This window comes from Bordetella sputigena (assembly GCF_965137885.1).
Taxonomy (GTDB): domain Bacteria; phylum Pseudomonadota; class Gammaproteobacteria; order Burkholderiales; family Burkholderiaceae_B; genus Bordetella_C; species Bordetella_C sputigena.
The window spans coordinates 44181-67770 of the sequence record NZ_CBCSCA010000003.1; the positions used below are offsets into that span (position 1 = coordinate 44181).

Annotated in this window: 20 protein-coding genes, 1 tRNA gene and 1 other RNA gene; 12 read left to right on the top strand and 10 right to left on the bottom strand. The window is 66.7% G+C overall.

Features of this window, described 5'->3' with window-relative positions; genetic code table 11:
- Nucleotides 1–42: 42 nt before the first annotated feature.
- Together dnaX and ffs are read right to left on the bottom strand one after the other, a co-directional pair.
- The gene (gene dnaX, locus ACNA0R_RS06135) at nucleotides 43–2412 is read right to left on the bottom strand and encodes a DNA polymerase III subunit gamma/tau (RefSeq protein ID WP_415825073.1); all 2370 of its coding nucleotides are present in this window, start codon (nucleotides 2410–2412) and stop codon (nucleotides 43–45) included.
- A gap of 86 nt (nucleotides 2413–2498) precedes the next feature.
- Nucleotides 2499–2596: signal recognition particle sRNA small type (gene ffs, locus ACNA0R_RS06140), an RNA gene on the bottom strand.
- Between the two features lie 204 nt (nucleotides 2597–2800).
- On the opposite strand from ffs, the gene ACNA0R_RS06145 reads away from it, so the two are divergent.
- The 3 genes from ACNA0R_RS06145 (at nucleotide 2801) to pbpG (ending at nucleotide 5410) form a co-directional block, all read left to right on the top strand.
- Nucleotides 2801–3679, top strand: coding sequence for a hypothetical protein (locus tag ACNA0R_RS06145; protein WP_415825074.1), 879 nt, complete (start codon nucleotides 2801–2803; stop codon nucleotides 3677–3679).
- Between the two features lie 147 nt (nucleotides 3680–3826).
- Nucleotides 3827–3901, top strand: a tRNA-Arg gene (locus ACNA0R_RS06150).
- A 339-nt stretch (nucleotides 3902–4240) separates the two neighbouring features.
- Nucleotides 4241–5410 (top strand): D-alanyl-D-alanine endopeptidase, encoded by a 1170-nt coding sequence (pbpG, locus tag ACNA0R_RS06155; protein ID WP_415825075.1) that lies wholly within the window; start codon nucleotides 4241–4243, stop codon nucleotides 5408–5410.
- A 48-nt stretch (nucleotides 5411–5458) separates the two neighbouring features.
- Here the strand turns inward: pbpG and ACNA0R_RS06160 are convergent, their stop codons facing one another.
- Entirely contained in the window at nucleotides 5459–6100 is a 642-nt protein-coding gene (locus ACNA0R_RS06160; RefSeq protein WP_415825076.1) for an HD domain-containing protein, read from the bottom strand.
- 126 nt (nucleotides 6101–6226) lie between these two features.
- Between ACNA0R_RS06160 and ACNA0R_RS06165 the strand changes: the two genes are divergently transcribed.
- Entirely contained in the window at nucleotides 6227–7195 is a 969-nt protein-coding gene (locus ACNA0R_RS06165) for a GlxA family transcriptional regulator (protein ID WP_415825077.1), read from the top strand.
- Between the two features lie 112 nt (nucleotides 7196–7307).
- Here ACNA0R_RS06165 and ybaK read toward each other — a convergent pair whose 3' ends face one another.
- The 3 genes from ybaK to fumC form a co-directional block, all read right to left on the bottom strand.
- Nucleotides 7308–7796 (bottom strand): Cys-tRNA(Pro) deacylase, encoded by a 489-nt coding sequence (gene ybaK, locus ACNA0R_RS06170; protein ID WP_415825078.1) that lies wholly within the window; start codon nucleotides 7794–7796, stop codon nucleotides 7308–7310.
- Nucleotides 7797–7869: 73 nt separating this feature from the next.
- Complete coding sequence (locus tag ACNA0R_RS06175) at nucleotides 7870–8853, bottom strand: tripartite tricarboxylate transporter substrate binding protein BugE (RefSeq protein ID WP_415825079.1); 984 nt, start codon at nucleotides 8851–8853, stop codon at nucleotides 7870–7872.
- A 239-nt stretch (nucleotides 8854–9092) separates the two neighbouring features.
- Nucleotides 9093–10490 carry a class II fumarate hydratase gene (gene fumC, locus ACNA0R_RS06180; protein WP_415825080.1) on the bottom strand — a complete coding sequence of 466 codons (1398 nt, stop codon included), beginning with the start codon at nucleotides 10488–10490 and terminating at the stop codon, nucleotides 9093–9095.
- 81 nt (nucleotides 10491–10571) lie between these two features.
- Here fumC and tsaE point away from each other — a divergent pair, with 81 nt between their 5' ends.
- On the top strand, nucleotides 10572–11108 hold the full coding sequence (gene tsaE / locus ACNA0R_RS06185) for a tRNA (adenosine(37)-N6)-threonylcarbamoyltransferase complex ATPase subunit type 1 TsaE (RefSeq protein ID WP_415825081.1): 537 nt from the start codon (nucleotides 10572–10574) through the stop codon (nucleotides 11106–11108).
- Nucleotides 11039–12424, top strand: coding sequence for an N-acetylmuramoyl-L-alanine amidase (locus tag ACNA0R_RS06190; RefSeq protein WP_415825082.1), 1386 nt, complete (start codon nucleotides 11039–11041; stop codon nucleotides 12422–12424). Before tsaE ends, ACNA0R_RS06190 begins: the two co-directional genes overlap by 70 nt.
- Here the strand turns inward: ACNA0R_RS06190 and ACNA0R_RS06195 are convergent.
- Nucleotides 12417–13058 carry a VTT domain-containing protein gene (locus ACNA0R_RS06195; RefSeq protein ID WP_415825083.1) on the bottom strand — a complete coding sequence of 214 codons (642 nt, stop codon included), beginning with the start codon at nucleotides 13056–13058 and terminating at the stop codon, nucleotides 12417–12419. The two genes, ACNA0R_RS06190 and ACNA0R_RS06195, sit on opposite strands and share 8 nt — an antisense overlap.
- A 100-nt stretch (nucleotides 13059–13158) precedes the next feature.
- Here ACNA0R_RS06195 and mutL point away from each other — a divergent pair, with 100 nt between their 5' ends.
- Both mutL and miaA read left to right on the top strand, forming a co-directional pair.
- Nucleotides 13159–15210, top strand: coding sequence for a DNA mismatch repair endonuclease MutL (mutL, locus tag ACNA0R_RS06200; RefSeq protein ID WP_415825084.1), 2052 nt, complete (start codon nucleotides 13159–13161; stop codon nucleotides 15208–15210).
- A gap of 46 nt (nucleotides 15211–15256) precedes the next feature.
- Entirely contained in the window at nucleotides 15257–16252 is a 996-nt protein-coding gene (gene miaA / locus ACNA0R_RS06205; protein ID WP_415825085.1) for a tRNA (adenosine(37)-N6)-dimethylallyltransferase MiaA, read from the top strand.
- A 115-nt stretch (nucleotides 16253–16367) separates the two neighbouring features.
- On the opposite strand, the gene purM is transcribed toward miaA, so the two are convergent.
- Nucleotides 16368–17417, bottom strand: coding sequence for a phosphoribosylformylglycinamidine cyclo-ligase (gene purM, locus ACNA0R_RS06210; RefSeq protein WP_415825086.1), 1050 nt, complete (start codon nucleotides 17415–17417; stop codon nucleotides 16368–16370).
- 285 nt (nucleotides 17418–17702) lie between these two features.
- On the opposite strand from purM, the gene hda reads away from it, so the two are divergent.
- From hda to ACNA0R_RS06230, 4 genes are read left to right on the top strand one after another with little or no spacing between them, the layout of a single operon-like run.
- The gene (gene hda / locus ACNA0R_RS06215) at nucleotides 17703–18404 is read left to right on the top strand and encodes a DnaA regulatory inactivator Hda (protein ID WP_415825087.1); all 702 of its coding nucleotides are present in this window, start codon (nucleotides 17703–17705) and stop codon (nucleotides 18402–18404) included.
- The gene (locus ACNA0R_RS06220; RefSeq protein WP_415825088.1) at nucleotides 18401–19099 is read left to right on the top strand and encodes an HAD family hydrolase; all 699 of its coding nucleotides are present in this window, start codon (nucleotides 18401–18403) and stop codon (nucleotides 19097–19099) included. The genes hda and ACNA0R_RS06220 overlap by 4 nt, the downstream gene beginning before the upstream one ends.
- Before the next feature lie 5 nt (nucleotides 19100–19104).
- Nucleotides 19105–20478, top strand: a complete 1374-nt coding sequence (pcnB, locus tag ACNA0R_RS06225) for a polynucleotide adenylyltransferase PcnB (RefSeq protein ID WP_415825089.1) — start codon at nucleotides 19105–19107, stop codon at nucleotides 20476–20478.
- 5 nt (nucleotides 20479–20483) lie between these two features.
- Nucleotides 20484–21068: a 2-amino-4-hydroxy-6-hydroxymethyldihydropteridine diphosphokinase gene (locus tag ACNA0R_RS06230; protein ID WP_415825090.1), complete on the top strand. Its 585-nt coding sequence runs from the start codon at nucleotides 20484–20486 to the stop codon at nucleotides 21066–21068.
- A gap of 35 nt (nucleotides 21069–21103) precedes the next feature.
- Here the strand turns inward: ACNA0R_RS06230 and ACNA0R_RS06235 are convergent, their stop codons facing one another.
- Both ACNA0R_RS06235 and ACNA0R_RS06240 read right to left on the bottom strand, forming a co-directional pair.
- Nucleotides 21104–22624 carry a fumarate hydratase gene (locus ACNA0R_RS06235; protein ID WP_415825091.1) on the bottom strand — a complete coding sequence of 507 codons (1521 nt, stop codon included), beginning with the start codon at nucleotides 22622–22624 and terminating at the stop codon, nucleotides 21104–21106.
- 33 nt (nucleotides 22625–22657) lie between these two features.
- Nucleotides 22658–23425: a crotonase/enoyl-CoA hydratase family protein gene (locus ACNA0R_RS06240; protein WP_415825092.1), complete on the bottom strand. Its 768-nt coding sequence runs from the start codon at nucleotides 23423–23425 to the stop codon at nucleotides 22658–22660.
- Nucleotides 23426–23590 lie beyond the last annotated feature (165 nt).

A 23590-nucleotide genomic window follows, 5' to 3' on the forward strand; every position in this document is an offset into this window, starting at 1 on the left:
ATCCTTTTCAGCGGATAAACGAATAGGGTAAGGCGGCCACGTTCAGTGGGCGGCCGCGGCCGGCGGATCGACGTGGCGGATGGAGCCGGGCACCACCTGGCCGCCGAAATCCGATAACAGCGCCTGCACGAAAGGATCGGCGTCCACGGCGGCTTCCGCCGCTTTCTGCCGTTCGGCCCGCACTTGCTGCGCGACCGCGTGCGCGGTGGCTTCACCGGTGGCGCCTACCAGTACTTCCAGGCGCAGGCTCTGGCCGAAGTGTTCGCACAACACAGTCTGCAAGCGCACGCGGCTGGCGCTGTCGGCCAGCGTACGGACAGCCACGCGCAGTATGACCGTGTCGCCCTGCACGCCCTGCCATTCGCTCTGGCGGGCCAGTTCGGCGGCCAGGCCGGTGACGGGCAGGCGGGCGGCCAGCTCCGGCCAGTTGGCTTCGGACATATCGGTCACGCGCGGGCCGCGGCGGGATGCGGCGCGCGGGGCGCCGTTCGATAGGCCGCCCCGTGCCGGCGCGCGGCGCACGGGCGAGGCCGCCGAGGCCGCGGAAGCCCCCATGCCGGCGCCGGTGGCCATGGTTTCGAAATCGTCGTCGTCGGGGCTGGCGATGAATCCTTCGCCGTCCGGCCCGGAGTAGGCGTCGTAGCCGCCTTCCGCGTCGTCGGGGATGGCCTCGTCGACCCAGGCCGGCGGGCCGTCGTCGGCCGCGGGCGGCGCGGTGCTTACAGGCGCCGCGGGTGCCGGTGCCGTTGCCGGTGCCGTTGCCGGTGCCGTTGCCGCGGACGCTGCTGGCGCCGCGGATGTCGCCGGGGATGCTGACGCTGCCGGTACCGCAGGTGTCGCCGGGGACGCGGATACCGCCGCCGACGCATGCGCGGGGGCGGGTTCTGGCTGACTATCGGAGGAAGCCGCGCCCGCGGCGGGGCCAGCGCCAGGCACATCATCCCAAGGCGCAAGGCCGGCGGCCGGCGCGGACCGCGGCGTCACCGCGGAAGCAGGCTGCGTTGCGGCCAACGCAGCCGCGCCAGGCCGCGCCGCGGCATCAGCCGCCGCCGGCGCGGACGCCACGGCGTGCGATGGCGCGGCGTCCGCGGCCGATGCGGGAGCCTGGGACGATGCGGCGGCCGCAACCGACGCGGACGCGGGAGCCTGAGACGGGGCGGCGGCCGCAACCGGCGCGGACGCGGGAGCCTGAGCCGGCGCAGCGGCGGCAACCGGCGCGGACGCAACGGCCTGAGACGGCGCGGCGGCGGATGCGGGGACGGCTGCCGGTGTCGCGGACGCACCAGCCGCTGCCGCGGGCGGCATGGCCGGCAGGGTTTGCGGCCCGGCATCGCCGCTCAAGGACAGCATGCGCAGGCACGCCATGACGAAGCCCGCATACTCATCCGGCGCCAGCGCCAGTTCGCCGCGGCTATGCACGGCCACGGAATAGAACAGCTGGACAGCATCCGGATGCAGGCTGCGCGCCAGACGGGCAATATCGGCCGCCAGCGGATCGTCCGAGGAAATCGCCCCAGCCACCCGCTGCTCGATCGCCACGCGCGACAACAGCCCGGCCAGGTCCGCCAGCGCGCCGCCGTACGACAGCCCGCGCGTGGCCAGTTCATCTGCCACCGCCAGCACCGCGCGCGCGTCGCCGGCGCCCAGGGCGTCCAGCAGCCGCACCAGATGCCGCTGGTCTATGGTGCCCAGCATGCCCCGCACGGCTTCTTCCGTCAGATTGCCGGCGCTATACGCAATGGCCTGATCCGTCAGCGAAAGAGCATCGCGCATGGAGCCGGAAGCCGCCTGCGCGATCAGCCGCAACGCCGGCACCTCGAAGGCCAGTTGCTCTTCGCCGAGCACCTGGCGCAGATGCCCGACGATCGCATCGGGCGGCATCTGCTTCAGATTGAACTGCAGGCAGCGCGACAGCACCGTGACCGGGATCTTCTGCGGATCGGTCGTCGCCAGGATGAACTTGACATGCGGCGGCGGCTCTTCCAGCGTCTTCAACATGGCGTTGAAGGCGTGGCCGGTAAGCATGTGGACTTCGTCGATCATGTAGACCTTGAAGCGCCCCGCCCCCGGCGCGTACACCGCCTGCTCCAGCAGCTGCGTCATCTCATCGACGCCGCGGTTCGACGCCGCGTCCAGCTCCAGATAGTCGACAAAGCGCCCGGCATCGATCTCCGTGCATGCCTGGCAAACCCCGCAGGGCTTGGAGGTGATACCCGTTTGGCAATTGAGCGACTTGGCGAGGATGCGCGACAGCGTGGTCTTGCCGACGCCGCGCGTACCGGTGAACAGCCAGGCATGGTGCAACCGCTGGGTATCCAGCGCGTGCGTCAACGCGCGCACCACATGATCCTGTCCGACCAGGGTATCGAACGAGCGTGGCCGCCACTTGCGGGCCAATACGAGATAGGTCATGGGCGGATTGTAGAGCGCGCGGCGCCAGAACAAGAAAGGACGGAGCGATGCCGGGCACCTGATCCGTCCTTCTGTGGCGTATTCGGGAAGGCGAGCCTTACTCCGGCACTGACCCTAAACGGCTATGGCTGCTTCGTTCCCGACCTGACCAGGTTCACCGCCGGACCATGCGAAGGGGCCCGCCAGACAAGATTCTAGCAGGTTCGAGATCCGGGCCCGTTTCCAGCCGAGACGCCGGCGTCACGCCGCGCGATGAACCGTCGCCGAACATGAGCGGTAATCCCGTCCGCAATGGAATCAAAACAGGGACGGGCCGGAACCAGCGAATGTGGCCAGGCACGAAGGCCCCGCCCAAAGGCATCGTGTTCACCCGCAAGGAGATTCAAACGTGACCATCAACACCAACCCCATGATGCAAGCCGCCCTGCAGGCCACCGTCGAAGCGCTCAATTCGCAGAACCGGCAGGATCAGTTCAATGCCCAGATGAGCTACCTCGACAAGCACCTGTCCAAGGAAGACATCGTCTTCGAAAATTTCCGCGGGACCAACGGCGAACCGGCCCTTCCGCAATGGTGCGCCAACACCTTCGTCAGCTATCTGTACAAGAATCCTGGCAATGCCTCGGCGGCCGCAACGCCGCCCGTGTACTTCTCGGAGGAAGTCGCGCAGGCCGAGACCTCGGCAGTCGAATCCATGCGCGTCATGCTGGCCCAGCCGTTCGTGGACGCCAAGACGAAGGCGATGCTCCAGCAATCGATCCAGCAGTTGCAGGCCAATACGCAAACCTCGCACTGCCAGGAGCAAATGACCAAAGTGCTGGAAAACGCCAAGGCCGCCATCATCCACCGCGAACTGGCGGAAGAACCCCAGTGCGCCGAAACCATCCGTATCGTCGACACGGTGCTGGCCAATATGAAGTCTTTCCAGCACCCCGGTATGTCGGCACAGGCCGCCGAGTTCTTCGGCGTCTACGGCGAGGCGGTAAAACAGCAGTGCGAATACACGGTCGCGAACGGCAGGAATCCTTATCCGATGACGCACGCGTTCTTCGATGCTTGCGACAATGCTCGCGTCACCCATGACCGCGCCTGGGACAAGGCGCTCGAAGCCATCCGGCCGCAGACGCGACAAATGGCGGAACAGTTGAAGAGCCTGCTGCGCCCTTACGCCGAACTCTTGCCGCAAGCCGCGGCCGCCGGCGCCGGCTCGCAGCCAATGCAGACGCCCGCTACCCGCGAACGCGCCGATAGCTGGCAGATGGTGTAACGCCTGTAGAGGCGCCCCGGGGCAGGACGCGCAACCCTTCGCGACCTGCCCCGGGGCGGCGATGCCACCCTTAGGGGCCAGTGTTAGAATCGCAATCCTTCCTGACGCGGCCTCCGTCATACGCGTCACACTGCCCGGCCGCGAAATCTCGCCGTAGTTAAATGGATATAACCGGCCCCTCCTAAGGGTCAATTGGTGGTTCGATTCCACCCGGCGAGGCCACCGCACCGTATCCGCCCCCTGGCGCGCTTGGTTCTCAAGCCGCCTGCCATCCAGTACTGCCCCAATTTCTTCCGACGCCCCCCGGGCTGACGACGCGGGCCGCCTCTTCACTCCCCCTCGCATTCATAGGCCGGCATGCTGATGCATGCAATATTCCGGGCGTCGCCGCGCGCCACGGATGAGCACGCGTCGGACGCATTTCGTCGCCATCTCGGATATGATGCCCCCGGAAGCTTAAAAAGATTGTTTAAATTCTTGGGCTAACCCTATAATTCGATTCAATTTTCTGACGCGCCCCAGGGCGGTGCGTCGATTCAGTCTTACGGACATGTCCTAACCATGGCGCTATTTTCGACACGTTCAGTGGTAACAGCGGCCGCGCCGGTGCTGATTGCCGCCTCCCTATTGCTATCGCCCGGCGCCCGGGCGGCGGCAGCTGATCCCTGCAAGGTGAACGCCAAGTCCGCGGCCTGCAAGGCGGCGCAAGCGAAGGCGGCGCCGAAGACCAGCACGACCACGACCGTCACCAAGAGCACGACCACCGCCAAGACCGGCAACAAGACGACGGTGGCGAAAACGCAGAGCAAGACGACCACGGTCGCCAAGAAAACGCCCGCCGGCAAGACCAATACGACCGTGCGCAAGGAAGTGGTCGCGGATACGACCACCAAATCGGGCAGCAAAGTCGTCTCCCACAAGAGCACGGCTACGCGCAGCAAGGTCACCGCCGCCGCCGCGCCGGCCACGACCTCGGCCCAGGCTGCCGCCTTGCGTTCCAGCGTGGCCTATGTGCAGGATCTGGCCACGTCCACCGTGCTCTTCTCCAAGAACGAAGACACGATCAAGCCCATCGCCTCGATTTCCAAGCTGATGACCGCGCTGGTGGTGGTGGATGCCAACCAGCCCATGGACGAGATGCTGGAGGTCACCGATGACGACATCGACCGCCTGCGCCACGCCGCTTCGCGCCTGCCCGTTGGTTCGCGCCTGACGCGTGCCGACATGCTGCACATTGCCTTGATGTCCTCGGAGAACCGCGCCGCCCATGCCCTGGGCCGCTACTACCCCGGCGGCATGCCGGCCTTCGTCAAGGCCATGAACGCCAAGGCCCGCGATCTGGGCATGATGGACACGCACTTCGTCGAACCCACCGGCCTGTCCAGCGAAAACGTGTCCTCGCCGCGCGACCTGGCGCGCCTGTTGCGCGCCGCCGCGCAGCGGCCGCTGATCCATCGCTACACCACGGATACGGAATACGATGTCGACATGGGCAAGGGCCATGTGCGCACGTTCCGCAATACCAACGCGCTGGTGCGCAACGCGGATTGGGACATCAAGGTATCGAAAACCGGCTTCATCAACGAAGCCGGTGAATGCCTGGTGATGCTGGTCAACATGCAGGGCCGCGAGCTGGCCATCGTGCTGCTCGACTCGCAAGGCAAGTATTCGCGCATCGCCGACGCCGTGCGCATTCGCAAGTTCGTGCAGAACGAAGTCGCGATGATGTGAAATCCCGCTCCGGCGCCGCGAACGCGGCGCCTGGGTTCCACGGGGTCTTCAGGACCGCCAGGCCGAATTGCGGATGACGCTGCAGAAATTGCCGCGATGAAAATGCGGCTCCTTGTCGGCGATGACGTCGGCCTTGACGTTGCCGAAAGTGGTATCCGGCTTGTGCCTGATACCCTCGTAGAAGGTCTGGATGATATTTTCCTTGAAGTGCTCGCCGCGCGGATGCGCGTGCACGACGGCTTCGCGGTCGGCATCGGCCAAGCCGGAATAATCGATCCCCAGCACATCCATCTCCACCCCGGCCGTCACGAGCGCGACGACGGGATGCATATGTTCGGGGATGCCAGGCGTCGTGTGCAGCGCGATCGCCGTCCAGACCAGATCAATATCCTCCCACGCGATCCCGCGGCTCTGCAGGAAGTCGCGCGCCGCGTTGGCGCCGTCCACTTCGAAACGCAGGTCGTCGCTGGCATGCCGATGGGTCAGGCCCATGTCGTGGAACATGGCGCCCGCGTACAGCAGCTCCGGATCGAACTTCAGGCCGCGCCGCTTGCCGGCCAGCGCGCCGAAGTAGTACACCCGGCTCGAATGATGGAATAGCAGGGACGATTCGGTGTCGCGCACCAGGTCGGTGATCTCGCGCGCCAACCGGCTATCGGGGATGGCGATGCCGCCTACGCTCAGGGTCATGATTGCTGCTCCGGGGAAAGTGTGTGCGGCCATTGTGCGATCGCGACGCCCTGGCATCAATCGGCGGTATACGTCATATACTGCCATTTCGCGTGTCATCGGGACATGAGTGGAGCCTCATCGGAAATGGCCAGATCCATCGCCATCCTGGCCCTGCCCGGGGTGCAGTTGCTGGACGTATCGGGCCCCTTGGACGTATTCGCTCAGGCGAATGTGGAAGCCGGGCGCGCCTGTTATGAGCTGCATGTCGTCGGCTACGAGCGCGGACCGTTGCGCAGTTCATCCGGCGTACGGATGCTGCCGGATGCCGTCGCGGGGCAGACGGACGCGCGCTTCGATACGCTGCTGGTCGCTGGCGCCCCGCATGCGCACCAGTTGGCCTTGCGCAGGGACGTGATCGAATGGCTGCGCGCCAGCGCAAAGCGGGCGCGGCGCTACGGATCGGTCTGCACCGGCGCCTTCGTGCTGGCAGCCGCGGGGCTGCTGGATGGGCGTCGCATCACCACCCATTGGGCGGCGGTCCGGACCTTGGTACAGGCGTACCCGACGATTACGGTGGACGAAGACGCCCTCTACGTGCGCGACGGCAAGCTACGCACCGCCGCCGGCGTGACGGCCGGGCTGGACCTGGCCCTGGCGCTGGTGGAGGAAGACCTGGGGCGCGACGTCGCGCGGCGCGTGGCCAGCCAGTTGGTGATGTTCTTCAAGCGTCCGGGCGGCCAGTTGCAGTTCAGCCGCAAGGGCGAAACGCATCCGGCCGGCCGTTCGGTGCTGCAGGAGGTGCAGCGCTGGGTCGCGGCCAATCCCGGCCTGCGGCATGACGTCGCCAGCCTGGCGGAACACGCGGGGCTCAGCCCGCGTCATTTCGCGCGGCTGTTCCGGGCGGAGACCGGCGTCACGCCCGCGTCATGGGTGGAAGCGGCACGCGTCGAAGCGGCGCGGGCCATGCTGGAATCCGGGGCGCGCATGCCCAAGCAAGTCGCGGCGGAATGCGGCTTCGCCAACGCCGATACGCTGCGCCGGGCGTTCTACAAGCATGTCGGCGTTACGCCGGCGGAATACCGGCGCCGGCATGTTCGCACGCCGGAGGCGTGATCACTGCATATTCGCCGAAACATGCGACCGGCACACGCGACCGGCGCCGGCCGGATCGCCGGTCCCTGCCGTGGCAGTATGTGCCCATTCGCACAGACCGCATGGATCTTCGCTATTCCAGCGCGACCGTCACCGGGCGCGCGCCCAGCAGATCGACCAGCACCGCAGGCGCGATGCCGATCAGGTAGCCGCGCCGGCCACCGTTGACGTAGACGGCCGGATAGTCGAGTACGCTGGCCTCCACCCACACCGGCATGCGCTTGCGGGTACCGAAGGGCGACGTGCCGCCCACCTGATAACCGGAATGGCGCTGCGCGACTTCCGGATGGCACGGGCCGACCTTTTTCAAGCCCGCCTGCCGCGCCAGGTTCTTGGTCGACACTTCGCGATCGCCGTGCATCAGCACGATCAAGGGCCGCGCCGCTTCGTCTTCCATCACCAGCGTCTTGACTACGGCATGCGGGTCCAGGCCCAGTTGGCGCGCGGCCTCGCCGGCGCCGCCGTGGTCCACATAGTCATAGGTGTGCTCGGTATAAGCCACCTTGTGCTGCTTCAGGAATTGCGTCGCCGGTGTTTCGGATACGTGTCTTGTTTTGCTCATGATGCGGGATTGTAGAAAAGAAAAGCCAGGCTCGGCGCCTGGCTTTTCCTGGTCTCGCGCCGATATACCGCGCTTACTCCAGCTTAATGTTCTGCTTCTTGACGATTTCCTTCGCCCAGTCGTACTGCGACTTGATTTCCTTGGCGAATTCCTCCGGCGTGTTGCCGGACGGTTCGGAGCCCTGCTCGTCCAGCGCCTTGATCACCTTGGGATCCTTCAGCGCCACCACGGCGGCGTCGCGCAGCTTGTTGACGATGTCCATCGGCGTGCCGGCGGGCGCCAGCAGGCCGTACCACACCGGCTGGTTCACCGCGGGGAAGCCGACTTCCGCGAAGGTGGGCACATTGGGCATCGTCTTGATGCGGGTGGGCCAGGCCACCGCCATCGCGTTGATCGCCTTGGCCTGGATCTGCGGCATGGACGACGGCAGGTTGTCGAACAGGATTTCGATCTGGCCGCCGACAGCGTCGGCCAGCGCGGGACCCGATCCCTTGTACGGCACGTGCACGATGTCCGTACCCGTGGCCAGCTTGAAGGACTCGCCCATCAGGTGCAGCACGCCGCAGGTGCCCGAGCTGCCGTAGGAATACTTGCCCGGATTCTTCTTCAGCACATCCAGGAATTCCTTGAAATCCTTGACCGGCATCTTCTTGGGATTCACCGAAACCACGTTCGCGGTGTTGGCGAAGTTGGTGACCGGCTGGAAGTCCTTGATGGGATCGTAGGGCAGATCGTTGGGACGGCAGGCCGGGTTCACGGCCATGGTCGACACGGTAGCGATGGACAGCGTATAGCCGTCTGGCGCGGCCTTGGCGGCTTCGGCCGCGCCGATGGCGCCGCCCGCGCCGCCCTTGTTTTCCACGACCATGGGCTGGCCCAGTTCCTGGCTCATGCGCTGGGTGACCAGGCGCGCGATGATGTCGGTGGAGCCGCCCGGCGCGAACGGCACGATCACCCGGATGGCATGGCTGGGATATTTGTCGGCGGCCTGGGCGGAGGTGGCGAGTACACCCGCGCCCAACGTGATTGCCAGCGCCAGCGTGCGCATTTTCATCATTTGAAGGATCTCCTGTATGTTCTTCAACCCGCCCGTCGCGGGCTGATTTGACTGCGGATGCGCATTTCCTTTGCTTCTTGGGCCGGTGCGCATTCCTGCACAATCGGCAGGATAGCAGCATTCGTTTACAGGAGGTACGGGGACTGCCCCTGAGCGAGCCGCGCGCCGGCACGCGGGCGGCATGCCATGCCGCCACGGGCCCATGCCGTCTCCTGGACGGCACGGGCCGGCGCCGATGATTACGGCTTCCGCTTGGCGTTGGTCATGTCGGCCGGCACCACCCATTGCTGGAACTGCGCCTCGGTCACATGGCCGAGCTGCAAGGCCGCTTCCTTCAAGGACAGGTTTTCCTTGTGCGCCTTCTTGGCGATCTGCGCGGCCTTGTCGTAGCCAATGTGCGGATTCAAGGCGGTGACGAGCATCAGCGAACGATCCACCAGTTCGGCGATGCGCTGGTGGTTGGGCTCGATGCCCTTGGCGCAGTGTTCGTTGAAGCTGTTCATGCCGTCGGCCAGCAGGCGCACCGACTGCAGGAAGTTGTGTATCAGCAGCGGCTTGAAGACATTCAGCTCGAAGTTGCCGCTGGCGCCGCCGATGTTGATGGCGACGTCGTTGCCCAGCACCTGGGCGCCCAGCATCGTGACGGCCTCGCACTGCGTGGGATTCACTTTGCCGGGCATGATGGAGCTGCCGGGCTCGTTTTCCGGGATGCTGATTTCGCCCAGGCCGGAACGGGGGCCGCTGGCCAGCCAGCGCACGTCGTTGGCGATCTTGATCATGCCCGCCGCCAGCGTTTTCAAGGCGCCATGCATGAACAACAGCGCTTCATGCGAAGCCAGCGCCTGGAATTTATTGGGCGCCGATACGAAAGCCGCGCCGGTATCATGCGCCAGCTGCGCCGACACGCGCGCGCTGAACTCGGGGTGTGCGTTCAGGCCGGTGCCCACGGCCGTGCCGCCGATCGCCAATTGATGCAGGCCCGGCAGCGCCGCGCGTATCTGCTGTTCGGACAGGTCCAGCTGCGCCACGTGGCCGGACAGTTCCTGGCCCAGCGTCAGCGGCGTGGCGTCCTGCAGATGGGTGCGGCCGATCTTGACGATGTCGTAGAACGCCGCGCTCTTTTCCGCCAGCGTGGCGCGCAGCGCCTTCAGGGCGGGCAGCAGATGCTGTTCGACCTGCACGGCGGCCGCCACGTGCATCGCCGTGGGGAAGGTGTCGTTGGACGACTGGCCGCGGTTCACGTGGTCGTTGGGATGCACCTTGCGGCCTTCGCCGCGCTCGCCGCCCAGGATTTCCGAGGCGCGATTGGCCAGCACCTCGTTCATATTCATATTGCTTTGCGTGCCCGAGCCGGTCTGCCAGACCGACAAGGGAAATTCGTTGGGCCATTTTCCGGCGATGACTTCATCGGCGGCCTTGACGATGGCGTCCGCGATGCCGCCATCCAGTTCGCCAAGCTGGGCGTTGACCTGCGCCGCGGCCTTTTTCAGCCTCGCCATCGCATCGACCAGCGGCACCGGCATCTTCTCCGTGGAGATGGCGAAGAACTGCAGCGACCGCTGCGTCTGCGCGCCCCACAGGTGATCGGCCGGGACGTCGATAGGGCCGAAGGTGTCTTTCTCGGTGCGGGTCTTCATGGTGATGCGGCTCCGTTGTTCGCCGTCGCGGCGCGCGCCGGCGTTCCTATAATCCTTTGTTTTTACCACTCGCCCCGCGTCATGTCCCCCTCCAGCAGCCTGACCCTGCATCTGCCCGACGACCTCGCCACCGACGACCTGGCGCGGCGTTTCGCGCCCTTGCTGGACGGCAGCGCCGGCATCACGCCGCCCGGAGGCCGGATCCACCTCTCCGGCGACCTGGGCGCCGGGAAGACCGCCTTCGTCCGCGCGCTGTTGCGCGAAAGCGGCATTAAGGGCCGGATCAAAAGTCCGAGCTATGCCCTGCTTGAAAGCTATAAAGTTTCTAACTTATACTTCTATCACTTTGATTTTTATAGATTTAGCGATCCGCGCGAGTGGCTGGACGCAGGATTCCGCGATTTACTGCGGGATGATGTGGTCGTTTTGATCGAATGGCCGGAGCGGGCGGAGGGCTTATTGCCCCCTCCCGATCTGCACATAAGCCTGGCTTACGCCGATCAAGGACGCGACGCCACGTTGACCGCGCATACCGCTCGAGGACAACTATGGCTGAACGCGATTGTCCCCCCGCAGGCGCCCCGGTCCACCGGAGCGCCCTCACCCGGCGCCGCCTGATCGGCGCCGCGGCCACGCTGCTCGTCCTTCCCGTCATCCCACGCCTGGCCCAGGCCGCCACCATACTGGCGGTGCGGACCTGGCCGGCCGACGAATACACGCGGGTTACGCTCGAACTGGACAGCGAGCTCAAGGCGGAACAATTCACGCTGGAAAATCCCGACCGGCTGGTCGTCGATATCCAGGGCCTGTCGATGAGCCAGTCGCTGAACGATCTGGCGGCCAAGATACGCAAGGACGATCCGTATATCCGCTCGCTGCGCATCGCGCAGAACCGTCCCAATGTCGTGCGCCTGGTCTTCGATCTGAAGCAGGCGGTGGCGCCGCAGATCTTCACGCTCAAGCCGGTGGCGGATTATCAGTTCCGGCTGGTGCTGGACCTGTATCCCAAGGTGGCCCAGGATCCCTTGATGGCGATCCTGAAGAAACCGCCCGGACCGGACGTGGACGATCCGCTGGCGCGCATCCTGGACGATATCTCGCGCAATCCGCCCGGCCCCGCCACGGCGACGATCCCGCCGCCCGCGCCGCTGCCGAACAATCCGCCGCCCGCGGTGGCCCTGCCGCGCCCCAGCGAGCCCACGCCGAAACTCAGCGGGCGCAAGCGCATGCTTACCATCGCGCTGGATCCCGGCCACGGCGGCGAAGACCCCGGCGCCAGCGGCCAGACCGGCCTGCGTGAAAAAGACGTTGTCCTGCGCATCGCGCACCGGTTGAAGGCCTTGATCGACGCGCAGCCCAATATGCGCGCCTATCTGACGCGCGACGACGATTACTTCGTCCCGCTGCACGTCCGCGTACAGAAGGCCCGTCGCGTGCGCGCGGACCTGTTCGTATCCATCCATGCGGATGCCTGGATCAAGCCCAGCGCGAGCGGCTCATCGGTGTTTGCGCTGTCGCAGCGTGGCGCATCCAGCGCCGCGGCGCGGTGGATGGCGAACAAGGAAAACGCCGCCGACCTGATCGGCGGCGTGAACCTCGGCGCGCATGACGAACAGGTCGCGAAGGTCCTGCTGGACCTCTCGACATCGGCGCAGATCCACGACTCCCTGAAGCTGGGCAGCGTGCTGCTGGAAGAAATCAAGAAGATCAACCGGCTGCACAAGGACGACGTCGAACAGGCCGGTTTCGCCGTGTTGAAGGCGCCGGACATTCCTTCCATCCTGGTGGAAACGGCGTTCATCAGCAATCCCAACGAGGAAGCGCTGCTGAAATCGTCGGCTCACCAGGACAAGCTGGCGTTGGCCATGTTCACGGGCATACAACGCTATCTGACCACCAACCCGCCGTTGGCGCGGGTTGGCGACGTCAGCTAGCCGGCCGGCGGCGGCGCAGCAGTTTCCATACGCCCGCCAGGACCAGCGGCGCAATGGCCGCCGCCAGTCCCACCAGCACGATCAGGTTCAGGTGCTCCTTGACCGCCGGGATGTTGCCGAAGAAATAGCCGGCCGCCACCAGGCTGCCCACCCACAGGATGGCGCCGGTGATATTGAAGAGCTGGAAACGCGCCACGCTCATTTCCGCCACGCCGGCGACGAAGGGCGCGAAGGTGCGCACCAAGGGAATGAAGCGCGACAGCACGATGGTCTTGCCGCCGTGCTTTTCGTAGAACGCATGCGTGCGCATCAGCGCGGCGCGGTCCAGGAAGCGCACGTTCATGGAGAACACGCGCGGCCCGATATAGCGGCCGATCGCATAGTTCAGGGTATTGCCGGTGATTGCCGCCACGATCAGGAGCACGGCCAGCAGCATGGGGTCGATGTGGCCCGATGCGCCGAAGGCGCCGGCGATGAACAACAGCGAATCGCCAGGCAGGAATGGCAGAACGACGAAACCCGTTTCACCGAAGACGATCAGGAACAGGACCAGATAGACCCAGGCGCCATATTTGGCGACCCAGATCCCAAGCGTCTGGTCGACGTGCAACACCATGTTGAGTAGATCGAGCATGCCGGCGAAATCAGGTAAGTAAGGATGGGCGTAGCCCGCGACTATAGCCGACCCGGCAGCCCGGCTAAAATCGATCGCAAACCCTGAGTTATCTTTGTCCATGTCCGATCGCCGCCCCATCGCCGCCCTGCCCGACCTGTTGATCAGCCAGATCGCCGCCGGCGAGGTCATTGAACGCCCCGCCTCCGTGCTGAAGGAGTTGCTGGAGAACGCCATCGACGCAGGCGCGCGGGCCATTGAAGTGCGGCTGGAAGGCGGCGGGATCCGGCGCATCGCGGTCACCGACGACGGCGGCGGCATCCCGCCGGACGAACTTCCCCTGGCCTTGCGCCGCCACGCGACCAGCAAGATCGCCACGTTGAATGAACTGGAAGCGGTGGCGTCCATGGGTTTCCGCGGCGAAGCGCTCGCCTCCATCGCTTCGGTCGCGCAGGTCACCTTGATTTCGCGTACGCGCGACGCCTCCCACGCGTCGCAGATCGACGCCGGCACCGGTGAGATCGCGCCGGCCTCGGGGCCGGCAGGGACCACCGTGGACGTGCGTCAGCTGTTCGACGCGGTGCCGGCGCGGCGCAAATTCCTGCGGTCCGAGGCAACCGAGTTCGGCCATTGCCTGGACGCCATGGAGCGCATCGCGCTTGCTCATCCACGCATCGCCTTCCGCCTGTTCCACCATGACCGGGCGCACCGTCAATGGCTGCCGGCGGACCCACCGCAGCGGATCCGCGACGTGCTGGGAGCGGAATTCGCCGACCAGGGGCTGCTGATCAGCCGCGCGGTCGGGCCCGTTGCGTTGAGCGGCATGGTGACCCGGCCCACCGCGGCGCGGGCGCGCGCCGACCGGCAATACCTCTACGTCAACGGCCGCTTCGTACGCGACCGTACCGTCAGCCATGCGTTGCGCAGCGCCTATGCGGACGTGCTGCATGGGGATCGCCAGCCGGCCTATGTGCTGTTCCTCGACATCGATCCCGCCGCGGTGGACGTGAATGTCCATCCCGCCAAGCATGAAGTGCGTTTCCGCGATAGCGGCGCGGTGCATCGCTTCGTGTCGCAGTCCGTGGCGGATACGCTGGCGCAGACCGGCGGACAGAGCGTCCCGGGCGTGGCGGGGCCGGCTGACGCCCCGGATCGGGCGCCTGACGGCGCCGGCGAGACCGCCGCGGCCGGCAGCGGCGGGACGGGCTGGGCCGGCGGCGCCGCGGCGTCCCCGAGGACGAACCCGGCGAGTCCGGCATATCGGCAGCACACGCAAATGCCTTTCCGTCTGCACACGTCGCCCGCAAGCGGCGGCTCGAGCGACTGGCAAAGCCTGTATCGTCCCTTGGACGATGGCACGGGCGCTGGCGGCAATGGCGGTTTGGCAGGCGCCCATGGAGCGGCTGGCGCCAATGGCTTGGGCGGCGCAGGTGCGGCGCACGCGAAGGCTCCCATGCAGCACGGCGGCGGCGACATCCCGGCGGCGGTGGTCGACTACGCGGCGGCGATGGCGGAAGCCGCGGGCATGCAGCCCACCCCATCGCTGCGCGAACCCGCCCCCGGCGGCAGCGCCCTGCCGGCGGACGAGGAATATCCCCTGGGCATGGCGCTGGGCCAGTTGCACGGCATCTATATCCTGGCGCAGAACAAGCGCGGCCTCGTGCTGGTGGATATGCACGCGGCGCACGAACGCGTCGTATATGAACAGCTGAAGAACGCGCTCGACGCGCGCAGCATGCCGCGCCAGGACCTGCTGGTGCCGGTCGTCTTCAATGCGCAGGAAAAAGACGTGGCCCTGGTGGAGGAATGCGAAGAACAGCTCGAAGAGCTGGGTTTCCGCATGCGCCCCGCGGGGCCGGCATCCATCGCGGTACGTTCCGTGCCGGCGCTGCTGGCGCGCGGCGATGTGGAATCGCTGGCGCGCGCGCTTCTGCGCGACCTTGCGACGGTCGGTGTGTCGAGGCTGCTGACCGAACAGCGCAACGAGCTGCTGGCGACCATGGCATGCCACGGCTCGGTACGCGCCAACCGGCGCCTGACCATCGAAGAGATGAACGCCCTGCTGCGCCGCATGGAAGCGACGGAGCGCGCGGACCAGTGCAACCATGGCCGCCCTACCTGGGTGCAATGGTCGGTGGCGGAGCTGGACCGGCTTTTCCTGCGCGGGCAATAAGGGGCATGGCCATGTGTATGCGCGCCTGCGCGCACGGCGTCACGGCATGACCCGCCGTACCATCCTCTGCCTGACCGGCCCCACCGCGGCCGGCAAAAGCGCCGCCACGCTGGCGCTGGCGCGTCGCTGGCCGCTGGAAATCGTCAATGTCGATTCGGCGACCATCTACCGCGGGATGGACATCGGCACCGCCAAGCCCAGTGCCGAAGAGCGCGCCCGCGTGCCACAGCATCTGCTGGATATTCGCGATCCCGCGCAGGCCTATTCGGCCGCCGAGTTCCGCGCCGACGCCTTGCGCCTGATAGACGACATACATGCGCGCGGCCGCATTCCGCTGCTGGCGGGCGGCACCATGCTCTACTTCAAGGCGCTGCGCGACGGGCTGGACGATCTGCCGTCGGCGGACCCGGCGCTGCGGGCATCGCTGGAAGCACGCGCCGCGCAGGTGGGTTGGCCGGCCATGCACGATGAGCTGGCCCGCCTGGACCCGGTGACGGCGGCGCGGCTGAAGCCGAACGACAGCCAGCGCATCCAGCGGGCGCTGGAGGTCTGCATTGTCAGTGGAAGGCCGATGTCCTCGCTGTTCCGGCGCTCCGCCGCGCGACCGGCGCCGGCCGAGCGCAATGGTCAGGATCCGGCTCCGCATCGGGAGCCGGAGCAGGCGCGGGACCATCACTACGTCACCATCAGCATGGAGCCCGCCGACCGGGCCGCGCTGCATGCGCGCATCGCGCAGCGCTTCGACACGATGCTGGAACAGGGACTGGTCGATGAAGTCGCCGCGCTGCGCGCCCGTGGCGATCTGCATACGGGCTTGCCGTCGGTACGCTGCGTGGGCTACCGCCAGATCTGGGCCTACCTGGATGGCGAAATCGACCTGCCGACGGCGCGCGAGCAAGGCATCGCCGCGACGCGGCAGCTGGCCAAGCGCCAGATTACCTGGCTGCGCGCGCAGCCGGACCGCCGGATCGTGGATAGCCTGGCGCCGGATGCGACGCTGCAGGTGGAAAGAATCTGCGCGGAGATCCTGGCGCAACCCTAGGAGCGCATTCCCTGGCGGAGACAGGGCCTCGCCGGTTCGCGCGATTGCCCGTGGCAGGCTTGCCGTGGCAAGCTGACGATACGGCGTCGTGCCTGGCACGACGCCGGTCCGGCGCTCAGCGGACCACGGTCTGCGGCGCGTCGCCCTGGCGCGCGACCACGACACCGATACGGTCGACGGTTTCGCCCTGCTCGCGCAAGGTGGCCGCGACGGCATCGGCCTGCGCCGCGTCGACGACGATGGCCATGCCTATGCCGCAATTGAACACGCGATGCATCTCCGCGTCGGCCACGCCGCCCTGCTGCTGCAGCCAGCTGAACAAAGGCGGCATTTTCCAGGCGTCCCGGTGCAATTCGGCGGCAACGTCCGCCTGCAGGATACGCGGCACGTTTTCCACCAGGCCGCCGCCGGTGATGTGCGCCATGCCCTTGATGGCGGCGCCATGGCGCGCCAGCGCGGCCAGCACGGGCTTGACGTAGATGCGGGTGGGCGCCATGACGACGTCGCCCAGCGGCTGACCCTGGAAGTCCTGCTGAGGCGTGGCGCCGGCGCGGTCCAGGATCTTGCGCACCAGCGAATAGCCGTTGGAATGCGCACCGCTGGAGGCCAGGCCCAGGATGGCATCGCCGGGCCGGATCGATTTGCCGTCCAGAATGGCGGATTTTTCCACCGCGCCGACGGCGAAGCCCGCCAGGTCGTACTCGCCATCGGGATACATGCCCGGCATTTCGGCGGTTTCACCGCCGATCAGGGCGCAGCCGGCCAGCTCGCAGCCGCGCGCGATGCCGCCCACCACGGCCGCGGCCGTATCCACCGCCAGCTTGCCGCAGGCGAAATAGTCCAGGAAGAATAGGGGCTCTGCGCCCTGGACCAGGATGTCGTTCACGCTCATCGCGACCAGATCGATACCCACGGTATCGTGCCGGTTCCACTGGAAAGCGAGCTTGAGCTTGGTGCCCACGCCATCCGTGCCGGACACCAGCACCGGTTCGCGGTATTTCCCGGGGACTTCGAACAGCGCGCCGAAGCCGCCTATGCCGGCCAGCACGCCGGGCCGCATGGTGCGGGCCGCCAGCGGCTTGATGCGATCGACCAGGGCGTCGCCCGCGTCGATGTCGACACCGGCGTCGCGGTAGGTCAGCGGGGCGGAAGGTTGATTTGTCATGAGGAAAACCGTGGGGTATGTAAAAATTGCGGGATTTTTTCGAGTCAGCTTTCCGGATTTTACGATGAGCCCACCTTTTCTTCGCCAGCGGATGTCCGAACGGCGCCCCGAACGGCGTTCGGGTGCGGCCTCGCCAGCCGGAGGCGCCCCAGGCCGGACCGCGCGCAGGTCAGTGCCCGGCTGGACCGCGCGCCCACGCGCGGCGTCCTGCGCAGCCGCGCAAGACCGGGCCGCCCCGGGCCGAACCGCATTCCGCGCGAAGAATCGCCCGGTCAACCTGTCCACATGAATCGCCAGCTGCTGCTAGACGTTCTGCCCGAGCCCGCTCCCTCGCTCGGCAACTACATCCCGGGACCCAACGGGCAGGCGCTGGACGCGGCGCGCCGCCTGGCGCCCGGCCACGCGCTGTACCTTTGGGGCCCGGCCGGCTGCGGGCGCAGCCATCTGCTGCGCGCCATCGCCGGCGCGCCCGGCGGCCGCTATATTGGCGCCCAGGACGCGCCCGCGGCGCTGGCCGGCCTGGCGCAGGCCAGCCCCACCGACCCGATGCCGCGCATCGTGGCGGTGGACGACCTGCACCGCATGGACGAAGCCGGACAGGCGGCCCTGTTTGCCTTGTACAATCGCTGGCGCGAGTCGGCGGCCACCCAGCATGCATTCGCGCTGGCCGTCGCCGGAGACCGCGCGCCGCTGGCCATGCCGCTGCGCGAAGATCTGCGCACCCGGCTGGGCTGGGACCTGGTGTTCCGCCTGGATCCGCTGTCGGATGCCGACAAGCTGGCGGCGCTATCCGCGCAGGCCGCCGAACGGGGTTTGCACCTGGCGCCGGAAGTCATCAACTGGATGCTGACCCATTACGAACGCGACATGCGCCGCCTGGCCGCGCTGCTGGACGCACTGGACCGCTATTCGCTGGCGACGCGCCGGCCCCTGACCATACCGCTGCTGCGCGCGATGCTGGCGGACCCGGATACTCCTACTTCATGACTGCTGCACGCCTGGCCCTCTTCGATCTCGACCACACCCTTCTACCCCTGGATAGCGACTACCAGTGGGCCGACTTCCTGGCCCGCACCGGCCGCGCCGGCGATCCGGACGAAGCCCGGGCGCGCAACGAAGACCTGATGGCCCGCTACAACCGCGGCGAGCTGACCGCCGAGCAATCGGCGGAGTTCATGCTGGGCCTGCTGGCCGCCCATACGCCCTTCGAACTGGCGCTGTGGCATGAGGAATACATGGCGGACGTAATACGACCCGCCATCGAGGCGAGCGCCGTGCAGCTGGTCCGGCAGCACCTGGAAGCCGGCGACCTGTGCGCCGTGGTGACCGCCACCAACCATTTCGTCACCGCGCCCATCAGCCGCGCCTTCGGCATTCCGCACCTGATTGCCACCGATGCGGAATACATCGCCGGCCGCTACACCGGCCGCATCGCCGGCACCCCCAGCTTCAAGGAAGGCAAGGTGGTGCGGGTGAAGGAATGGCTGGCCGGCATGGGGCTGGGCCTTGCGGATTTCTCCGAAACGTTTTTTTATAGCGACTCGATCAACGACGTGCCGCTGCTCGAAGCGGTCACCCGGCCGGTGGCGACCAACCCCAGTCCCGCGCTGCGCGAGCTCGCGCAGGCGAACGGATGGCAGGTGCTGCAGTTGTTCGCCCATATGGAAGATGCGAAGTCCTGAATTCGATGATCACGGAAACCATAAAAAAATTCGTCGCCCGGCTATTCCCGGCGCGCGGCCCGCAGCGCATACCCAGAGAGCGCCACGGCATTGATCGCCGCAACGTTTCGCGGCACGCCATCAAGGTCTGCGAAGTCCTGCGACAGGCGGGCTTCGAGGCCTATATCGTCGGCGGCGCGGTGCGCGACCTGATCGTCGGCATGGAGCCCAAGGACTTCGACGTGGCCACCAACGCCACGCCGGAAGAAATCCGCCCCCTCTTCCGCCGCGCCCGCATCATCGGCCGCCGCTTCCAGCTGGTACACGTGGTGTTCGGCCAGGAGATCATCGAGACCTCCACCTTCCGCGCGCTGGCCACGGGCGACCAGGAAACCGACGAACATGGCCGCATCCTCCGGGACAACGTCTTCGGCAGCCAGGAAGAAGACGCCGCGCGCCGCGACTTCACCCTGAACGCGCTGTACTACGACCCGCTGACCGAGGTCGTCATCGACTATCACCACGGCGTGGCCGACCTGAAAAAGCGCGTAGTCCGCATGATCGGCGACCCGGCCCAGCGCTATCGCGAAGACCCGGTGCGCATGCTGCGCGCCGTGCGCTTCGCGGCCAAGCTGAATTTCGTCATCGACGAGGAAACGCGCGCCCCTATCCGTTCCATGGCCAGCCTGATCGAGAACGTGCCCGCCTCCCGGCTGTTCGACGAAATGCTCAAGCTGCTGACCTGCGGACACGCCATGGACTGCCTGCGCCAGTTGCGCGCTGAAGGCCTGCATCATGGCGTGCTGCCCTTGCTGGACGTCGTGCTGGAACAGCCCCAGGGCGAACAGTTCGTCGAACTGGCGCTGGAGCGCACCGATGCGCGCGTGCGCGCCGGCAAGACCATCAGCCCCAGTTTCCTGTTCGCGTCGTTGCTGTGGCAGCAGGTGGAAGTGCGCTGGCGCGACCTGTGCAAGCAAGGCGAGCTGCCCATCCCGGCGCTGCTGCAGGCGGCGGACTCCGTGCTGGATGAACAAACCGAAAAGCTGGCCATCCAGCGCCGGTTTTCCGCCGATATGCGGGAGATCTGGTTCATGCAGCCGCGCTTCGAGCGCCGCGTGGGCAAGACCATCTACCGCATGCTGGAGCAGCCGCGCTTCCGTGCCGCCTGCGATTTCCTGCAGCTGCGCGCGGCGGCCGGCGAATTCGACAGCGTGCTGGCGCAGTGGTGGATGGACCTGGCCAATGCCGACGACATCACACGCGCGCAGATGATAGACGAGGCGTCCCGCGCGCCCCGCGCCAAGGGCGAGGACGCGCCGCCCCGGCGGCGGCGCACGCGCCGGCGTAGCGGTAGTGGACAAGGCGGCCCGGCCGTGGCCGCGCACGGCGGCGACGAGTAGTCCTCATGGAAGCGTCCGCGCCGCCTACGGACGCCGCCGCGTCGACCAGGGACGACGCTGACCACGCGGGACGCCACCATCGCGGCGTCATCGCGTATATCGGCCTGGGCGCCAACCTGGGCGACAGCGCGGCGACCCTGCATGCCGCCTTGCGCGAACTGTCGGCCACGTCCGGCATCCAGGAATGCCTGGCATCGCCGTTCTACCGCTCGGCACCCGTCGATGCCACCGGCCCGGACTTCGTCAATGCCGTCGCCCGGCTGCGCACGAGTCTGGCGCCGCTCGATCTGCTGGAAGCCCTGCAAGCGATAGAACGCAAGCACGGCCGCGAACGGCCTTACCGCAACGCGCCGCGCACGCTGGACCTGGACCTGCTGCTCTACGATGACTTGCGCCTGGATACGCCGCGCCTGACGCTGCCGCATCCGCGCATGCACGAACGCGCCTTCGTGCTGCTGCCCTTGCGCGACCTGGCGCCGGGCATGATGCTTGGACAGGAAACGCTGGACGGCTGGCTGGCCCACTGTGGCGCGCAGGCCATACATCGCATGATGGACCCGACGGATCAACCGTCATCCGGGGCTGGCTGAACCCCGGGGCGGCACGCGCCCGGGGCTTTGGCGCATCAGGCCACGGCGACCGGGATCTTGCCGATCTTCGCCTGCCACTCGCGCGGACCGGTCGTATGCACCGACGTGCCCTGCGCATCCACGGCCACGGTCACCGGCATATCCTTGACCTCGAATTCGTAGATCGCTTCCATGCCGAGGTCTTCGAAAGCCAGCACCTTGGCGGCGCGTATGGCTTTGGACACCAGGTATGCCGCGCCGCCCACCGCCATCAGATACGCCGATTGATGTTTGCGGATCGCTTCGATCGCGACAGGACCGCGCTCCGACTTGCCGATCATGGCGATCAGCCCGGTCTTGTCCAGCATCATGTCGGTGAACTTGTCCATGCGCGTGGACGTGGTGGGGCCGGCGGGACCGACGACTTCATCGCGCACCGGATCGACCGGGCCGACGTAGTAGATGACGCGATTGCGGAAATCGACAGGCAGTTGCTCCCCCTTGGCGAGCATGTCCTGGATGCGCTTGTGCGCGGCGTCGCGCCCGGTCAGCATCTTGCCCGACAGCAGCAGGGTCTGGCCCGGCTTCCAGCTGGCCACTTCTTCCTTGGTCAGCGTGTCCAGGTTGACCTGTTTGGACTTGTTGTAGTCCGGCGCCCAGCGGACCTCCGGCCATTCCGACAGCGCCGGCGGCGTCAGGTGCGCGGGACCGCTGCCGTCCAGTTCGAAGTGCGCATGGCGGGTGGCGGCGCAATTGGGAATCATCGCCACGGGCAGCGAGGCCGCGTGCGTCGGGAAGGTGGCGATCTTGATATCCAGCACGGTGGTCAGGCCGCCCAGGCCCTGCGCGCCTATGCCCAGCGCATTGACCTTTTCATAGAGCTCGATGCGCAGTTCTTCCAGCTTGTTCTGCGGGCCGCGCTGCAGCAGCTCGTACATGTCGATGTCTTCCATGAGCGACTGCTTGGCCATCAGCATGGCTTTTTCGGCCGTACCGCCGACGCCAATGCCCAGCATGCCGGGCGGACACCAGCCCGCGCCCATGGTCGGCACCGTCTTCAGCACCCAGTCCACCAGCGAATCGCTGGGATTCAGCATGGCGAACTTGGATTTGTTCTCCGAGCCGCCACCCTTGGATGCCAGTTGCACGTCGATCTTGTCGCCTGGGACCAGCTCGACGTTGACGATACAGGGCGTGTTGTCCTTGGTATTGCGGCGGGCGAACAGCGGATCGGCCAGCACGGACGCGCGCAGCGGGTTGTCAGGATTGGTGTAGCCGCGGCGCACGCCTTCGTCGCACAGCTCCTGCAGGCTGCGCGACGTCTCGAAGCGCACGTTCATGCCGATCTTCAGGAAGACGTTGACGATGCCGGTGTCCTGGCAAAGCGGCCGCTTGCCTTCGGCGCACATGCGCGAATTGGTCAGGATCTGCGCGATGGCGTCGCGCGCCGCCGGACTTTCCTCGCGCTCGTAGGCGCGCGCCAGATGGCGCAGGTAGTCCACGGGATGGTAATAGCTGATGAACTGGATCCCATCCGCGATGGACTGGATGAAGTCTTCTTCCTTGATGACGGTCATGACGTGCTTTAGCGTAAGGTTGAGCGATGAAGGTTATTTGCCCTGCCAGACCGGCTTGCGCTTTTCGGCGAAGGCCAGTGCGCCTTCCTTGGCGTCGGCGGACGTGAATATATGCGCAATCAGGGGCCGCTGGCGATCGAACATGCCGGCCTGCTCCCAATCGACCGCCTGCGACACGATGCTTTTGGCGGTCTGGACGGCCAGGGGGCCGTTTTCAACGATGGTACGGGCCAGGGCCTTGGCGTCGTCCAGCGCCTTGCCCGGCTCGGCCAGGCGATTGACCAGCCCGTAGGCGTAGGCGCGTTCCGCGCCCAGCATATCGCCGGTCAGGATGATTTCCATGGCGATGTGGTAGGGCAGCCGGCGCGGCAGCCGCAGCATACCGCCCGAACCCGCCACCAGGCCGCGCTTGACCTCCGGCAAGCCGAAATTGGCATTGCGGGCGGCGACGATCAGGTCGCAAGCCAGCGCCATTTCGAAGCCGCCGGCCAGGGCGTAGCCTTCCACGGCGGCGATCAGCGGCTTTTTCGGCGGCGCTTCGTTCAGGCCGGCAAAGCCGCGGCCCGGGATCAGCGGCCGTTCGCCGCGCTGCCCGAAGGCCTTCAGGTCCATGCCGGATGAAAACGTATGGTTGGCGCCGGTCAGGATGCCGATGCGCACGGCCGGATCCTTGTCCAGCCGGTCCAGCGCGGCGGCCATCGCCTGCGCGGCTTCCAGATTGATGGCGTTGCGGGCATCCGGACGGTTGATGGTGATGGTCTGGATGCCGTCTTCGACTGCCACCTCGATCAGGTCGGCCATGTGTTGTTCTCCTTCCAATTGGCGGTATGCGCGCCGCGCGGCGGGCGCCAGGCGCGGAAATGGAATGATACGACCAACGCCGCGCGACGATTTCCCGGCAAGCCGGCCGGCTCCAGTAAAATGCCGGGTTTGTCATCGGCAGGCCCCATCGGGCGGTTTCCCCAG

Excerpts from the sequence above, each read along its gene's own strand:
- dnaX (WP_415825073.1), bottom strand. The coding sequence starts at position 2,412 with ATGACCTATCTCGTATTGGCCCGCAAGTGGCGGCCACGCTCGTTCGAT.
- ACNA0R_RS06160 (WP_415825076.1), bottom strand. The coding sequence starts at position 6,100 with ATGACCCTGAGCGTAGGCGGCATCGCCATCCCCGATAGCCGGTTGGCG.
- pcnB (WP_415825089.1), top strand. The coding sequence starts at position 19,105 with ATGATCACGGAAACCATAAAAAAATTCGTCGCCCGGCTATTCCCGGCG.
- ACNA0R_RS06165 (WP_415825077.1), top strand. The coding sequence starts at position 6,227 with ATGGCCAGATCCATCGCCATCCTGGCCCTGCCCGGGGTGCAGTTGCTG.
- miaA (WP_415825085.1), top strand. The coding sequence starts at position 15,257 with ATGACCCGCCGTACCATCCTCTGCCTGACCGGCCCCACCGCGGCCGGC.
- ACNA0R_RS06230 (WP_415825090.1), top strand. The coding sequence starts at position 20,484 with ATGGAAGCGTCCGCGCCGCCTACGGACGCCGCCGCGTCGACCAGGGAC.
- purM (WP_415825086.1), bottom strand. The coding sequence starts at position 17,417 with ATGACAAATCAACCTTCCGCCCCGCTGACCTACCGCGACGCCGGTGTC.
- mutL (WP_415825084.1), top strand. The coding sequence starts at position 13,159 with ATGTCCGATCGCCGCCCCATCGCCGCCCTGCCCGACCTGTTGATCAGC.
- ACNA0R_RS06240 (WP_415825092.1), bottom strand. The coding sequence starts at position 23,425 with ATGGCCGACCTGATCGAGGTGGCAGTCGAAGACGGCATCCAGACCATC.
- ACNA0R_RS06190 (WP_415825082.1), top strand. The coding sequence starts at position 11,039 with ATGGCTGAACGCGATTGTCCCCCCGCAGGCGCCCCGGTCCACCGGAGC.
- tsaE (WP_415825081.1), top strand. The coding sequence starts at position 10,572 with ATGTCCCCCTCCAGCAGCCTGACCCTGCATCTGCCCGACGACCTCGCC.
- ybaK (WP_415825078.1), bottom strand. The coding sequence starts at position 7,796 with ATGAGCAAAACAAGACACGTATCCGAAACACCGGCGACGCAATTCCTG.
- ACNA0R_RS06195 (WP_415825083.1), bottom strand. The coding sequence starts at position 13,058 with ATGCTCGATCTACTCAACATGGTGTTGCACGTCGACCAGACGCTTGGG.
- ACNA0R_RS06220 (WP_415825088.1), top strand. The coding sequence starts at position 18,401 with ATGACTGCTGCACGCCTGGCCCTCTTCGATCTCGACCACACCCTTCTA.
- hda (WP_415825087.1), top strand. The coding sequence starts at position 17,703 with ATGAATCGCCAGCTGCTGCTAGACGTTCTGCCCGAGCCCGCTCCCTCG.
- fumC (WP_415825080.1), bottom strand. The coding sequence starts at position 10,490 with ATGAAGACCCGCACCGAGAAAGACACCTTCGGCCCTATCGACGTCCCG.
- ACNA0R_RS06235 (WP_415825091.1), bottom strand. The coding sequence starts at position 22,624 with ATGACCGTCATCAAGGAAGAAGACTTCATCCAGTCCATCGCGGATGGG.
- ACNA0R_RS06175 (WP_415825079.1), bottom strand. The coding sequence starts at position 8,853 with ATGATGAAAATGCGCACGCTGGCGCTGGCAATCACGTTGGGCGCGGGT.
- pbpG (WP_415825075.1), top strand. The coding sequence starts at position 4,241 with ATGGCGCTATTTTCGACACGTTCAGTGGTAACAGCGGCCGCGCCGGTG.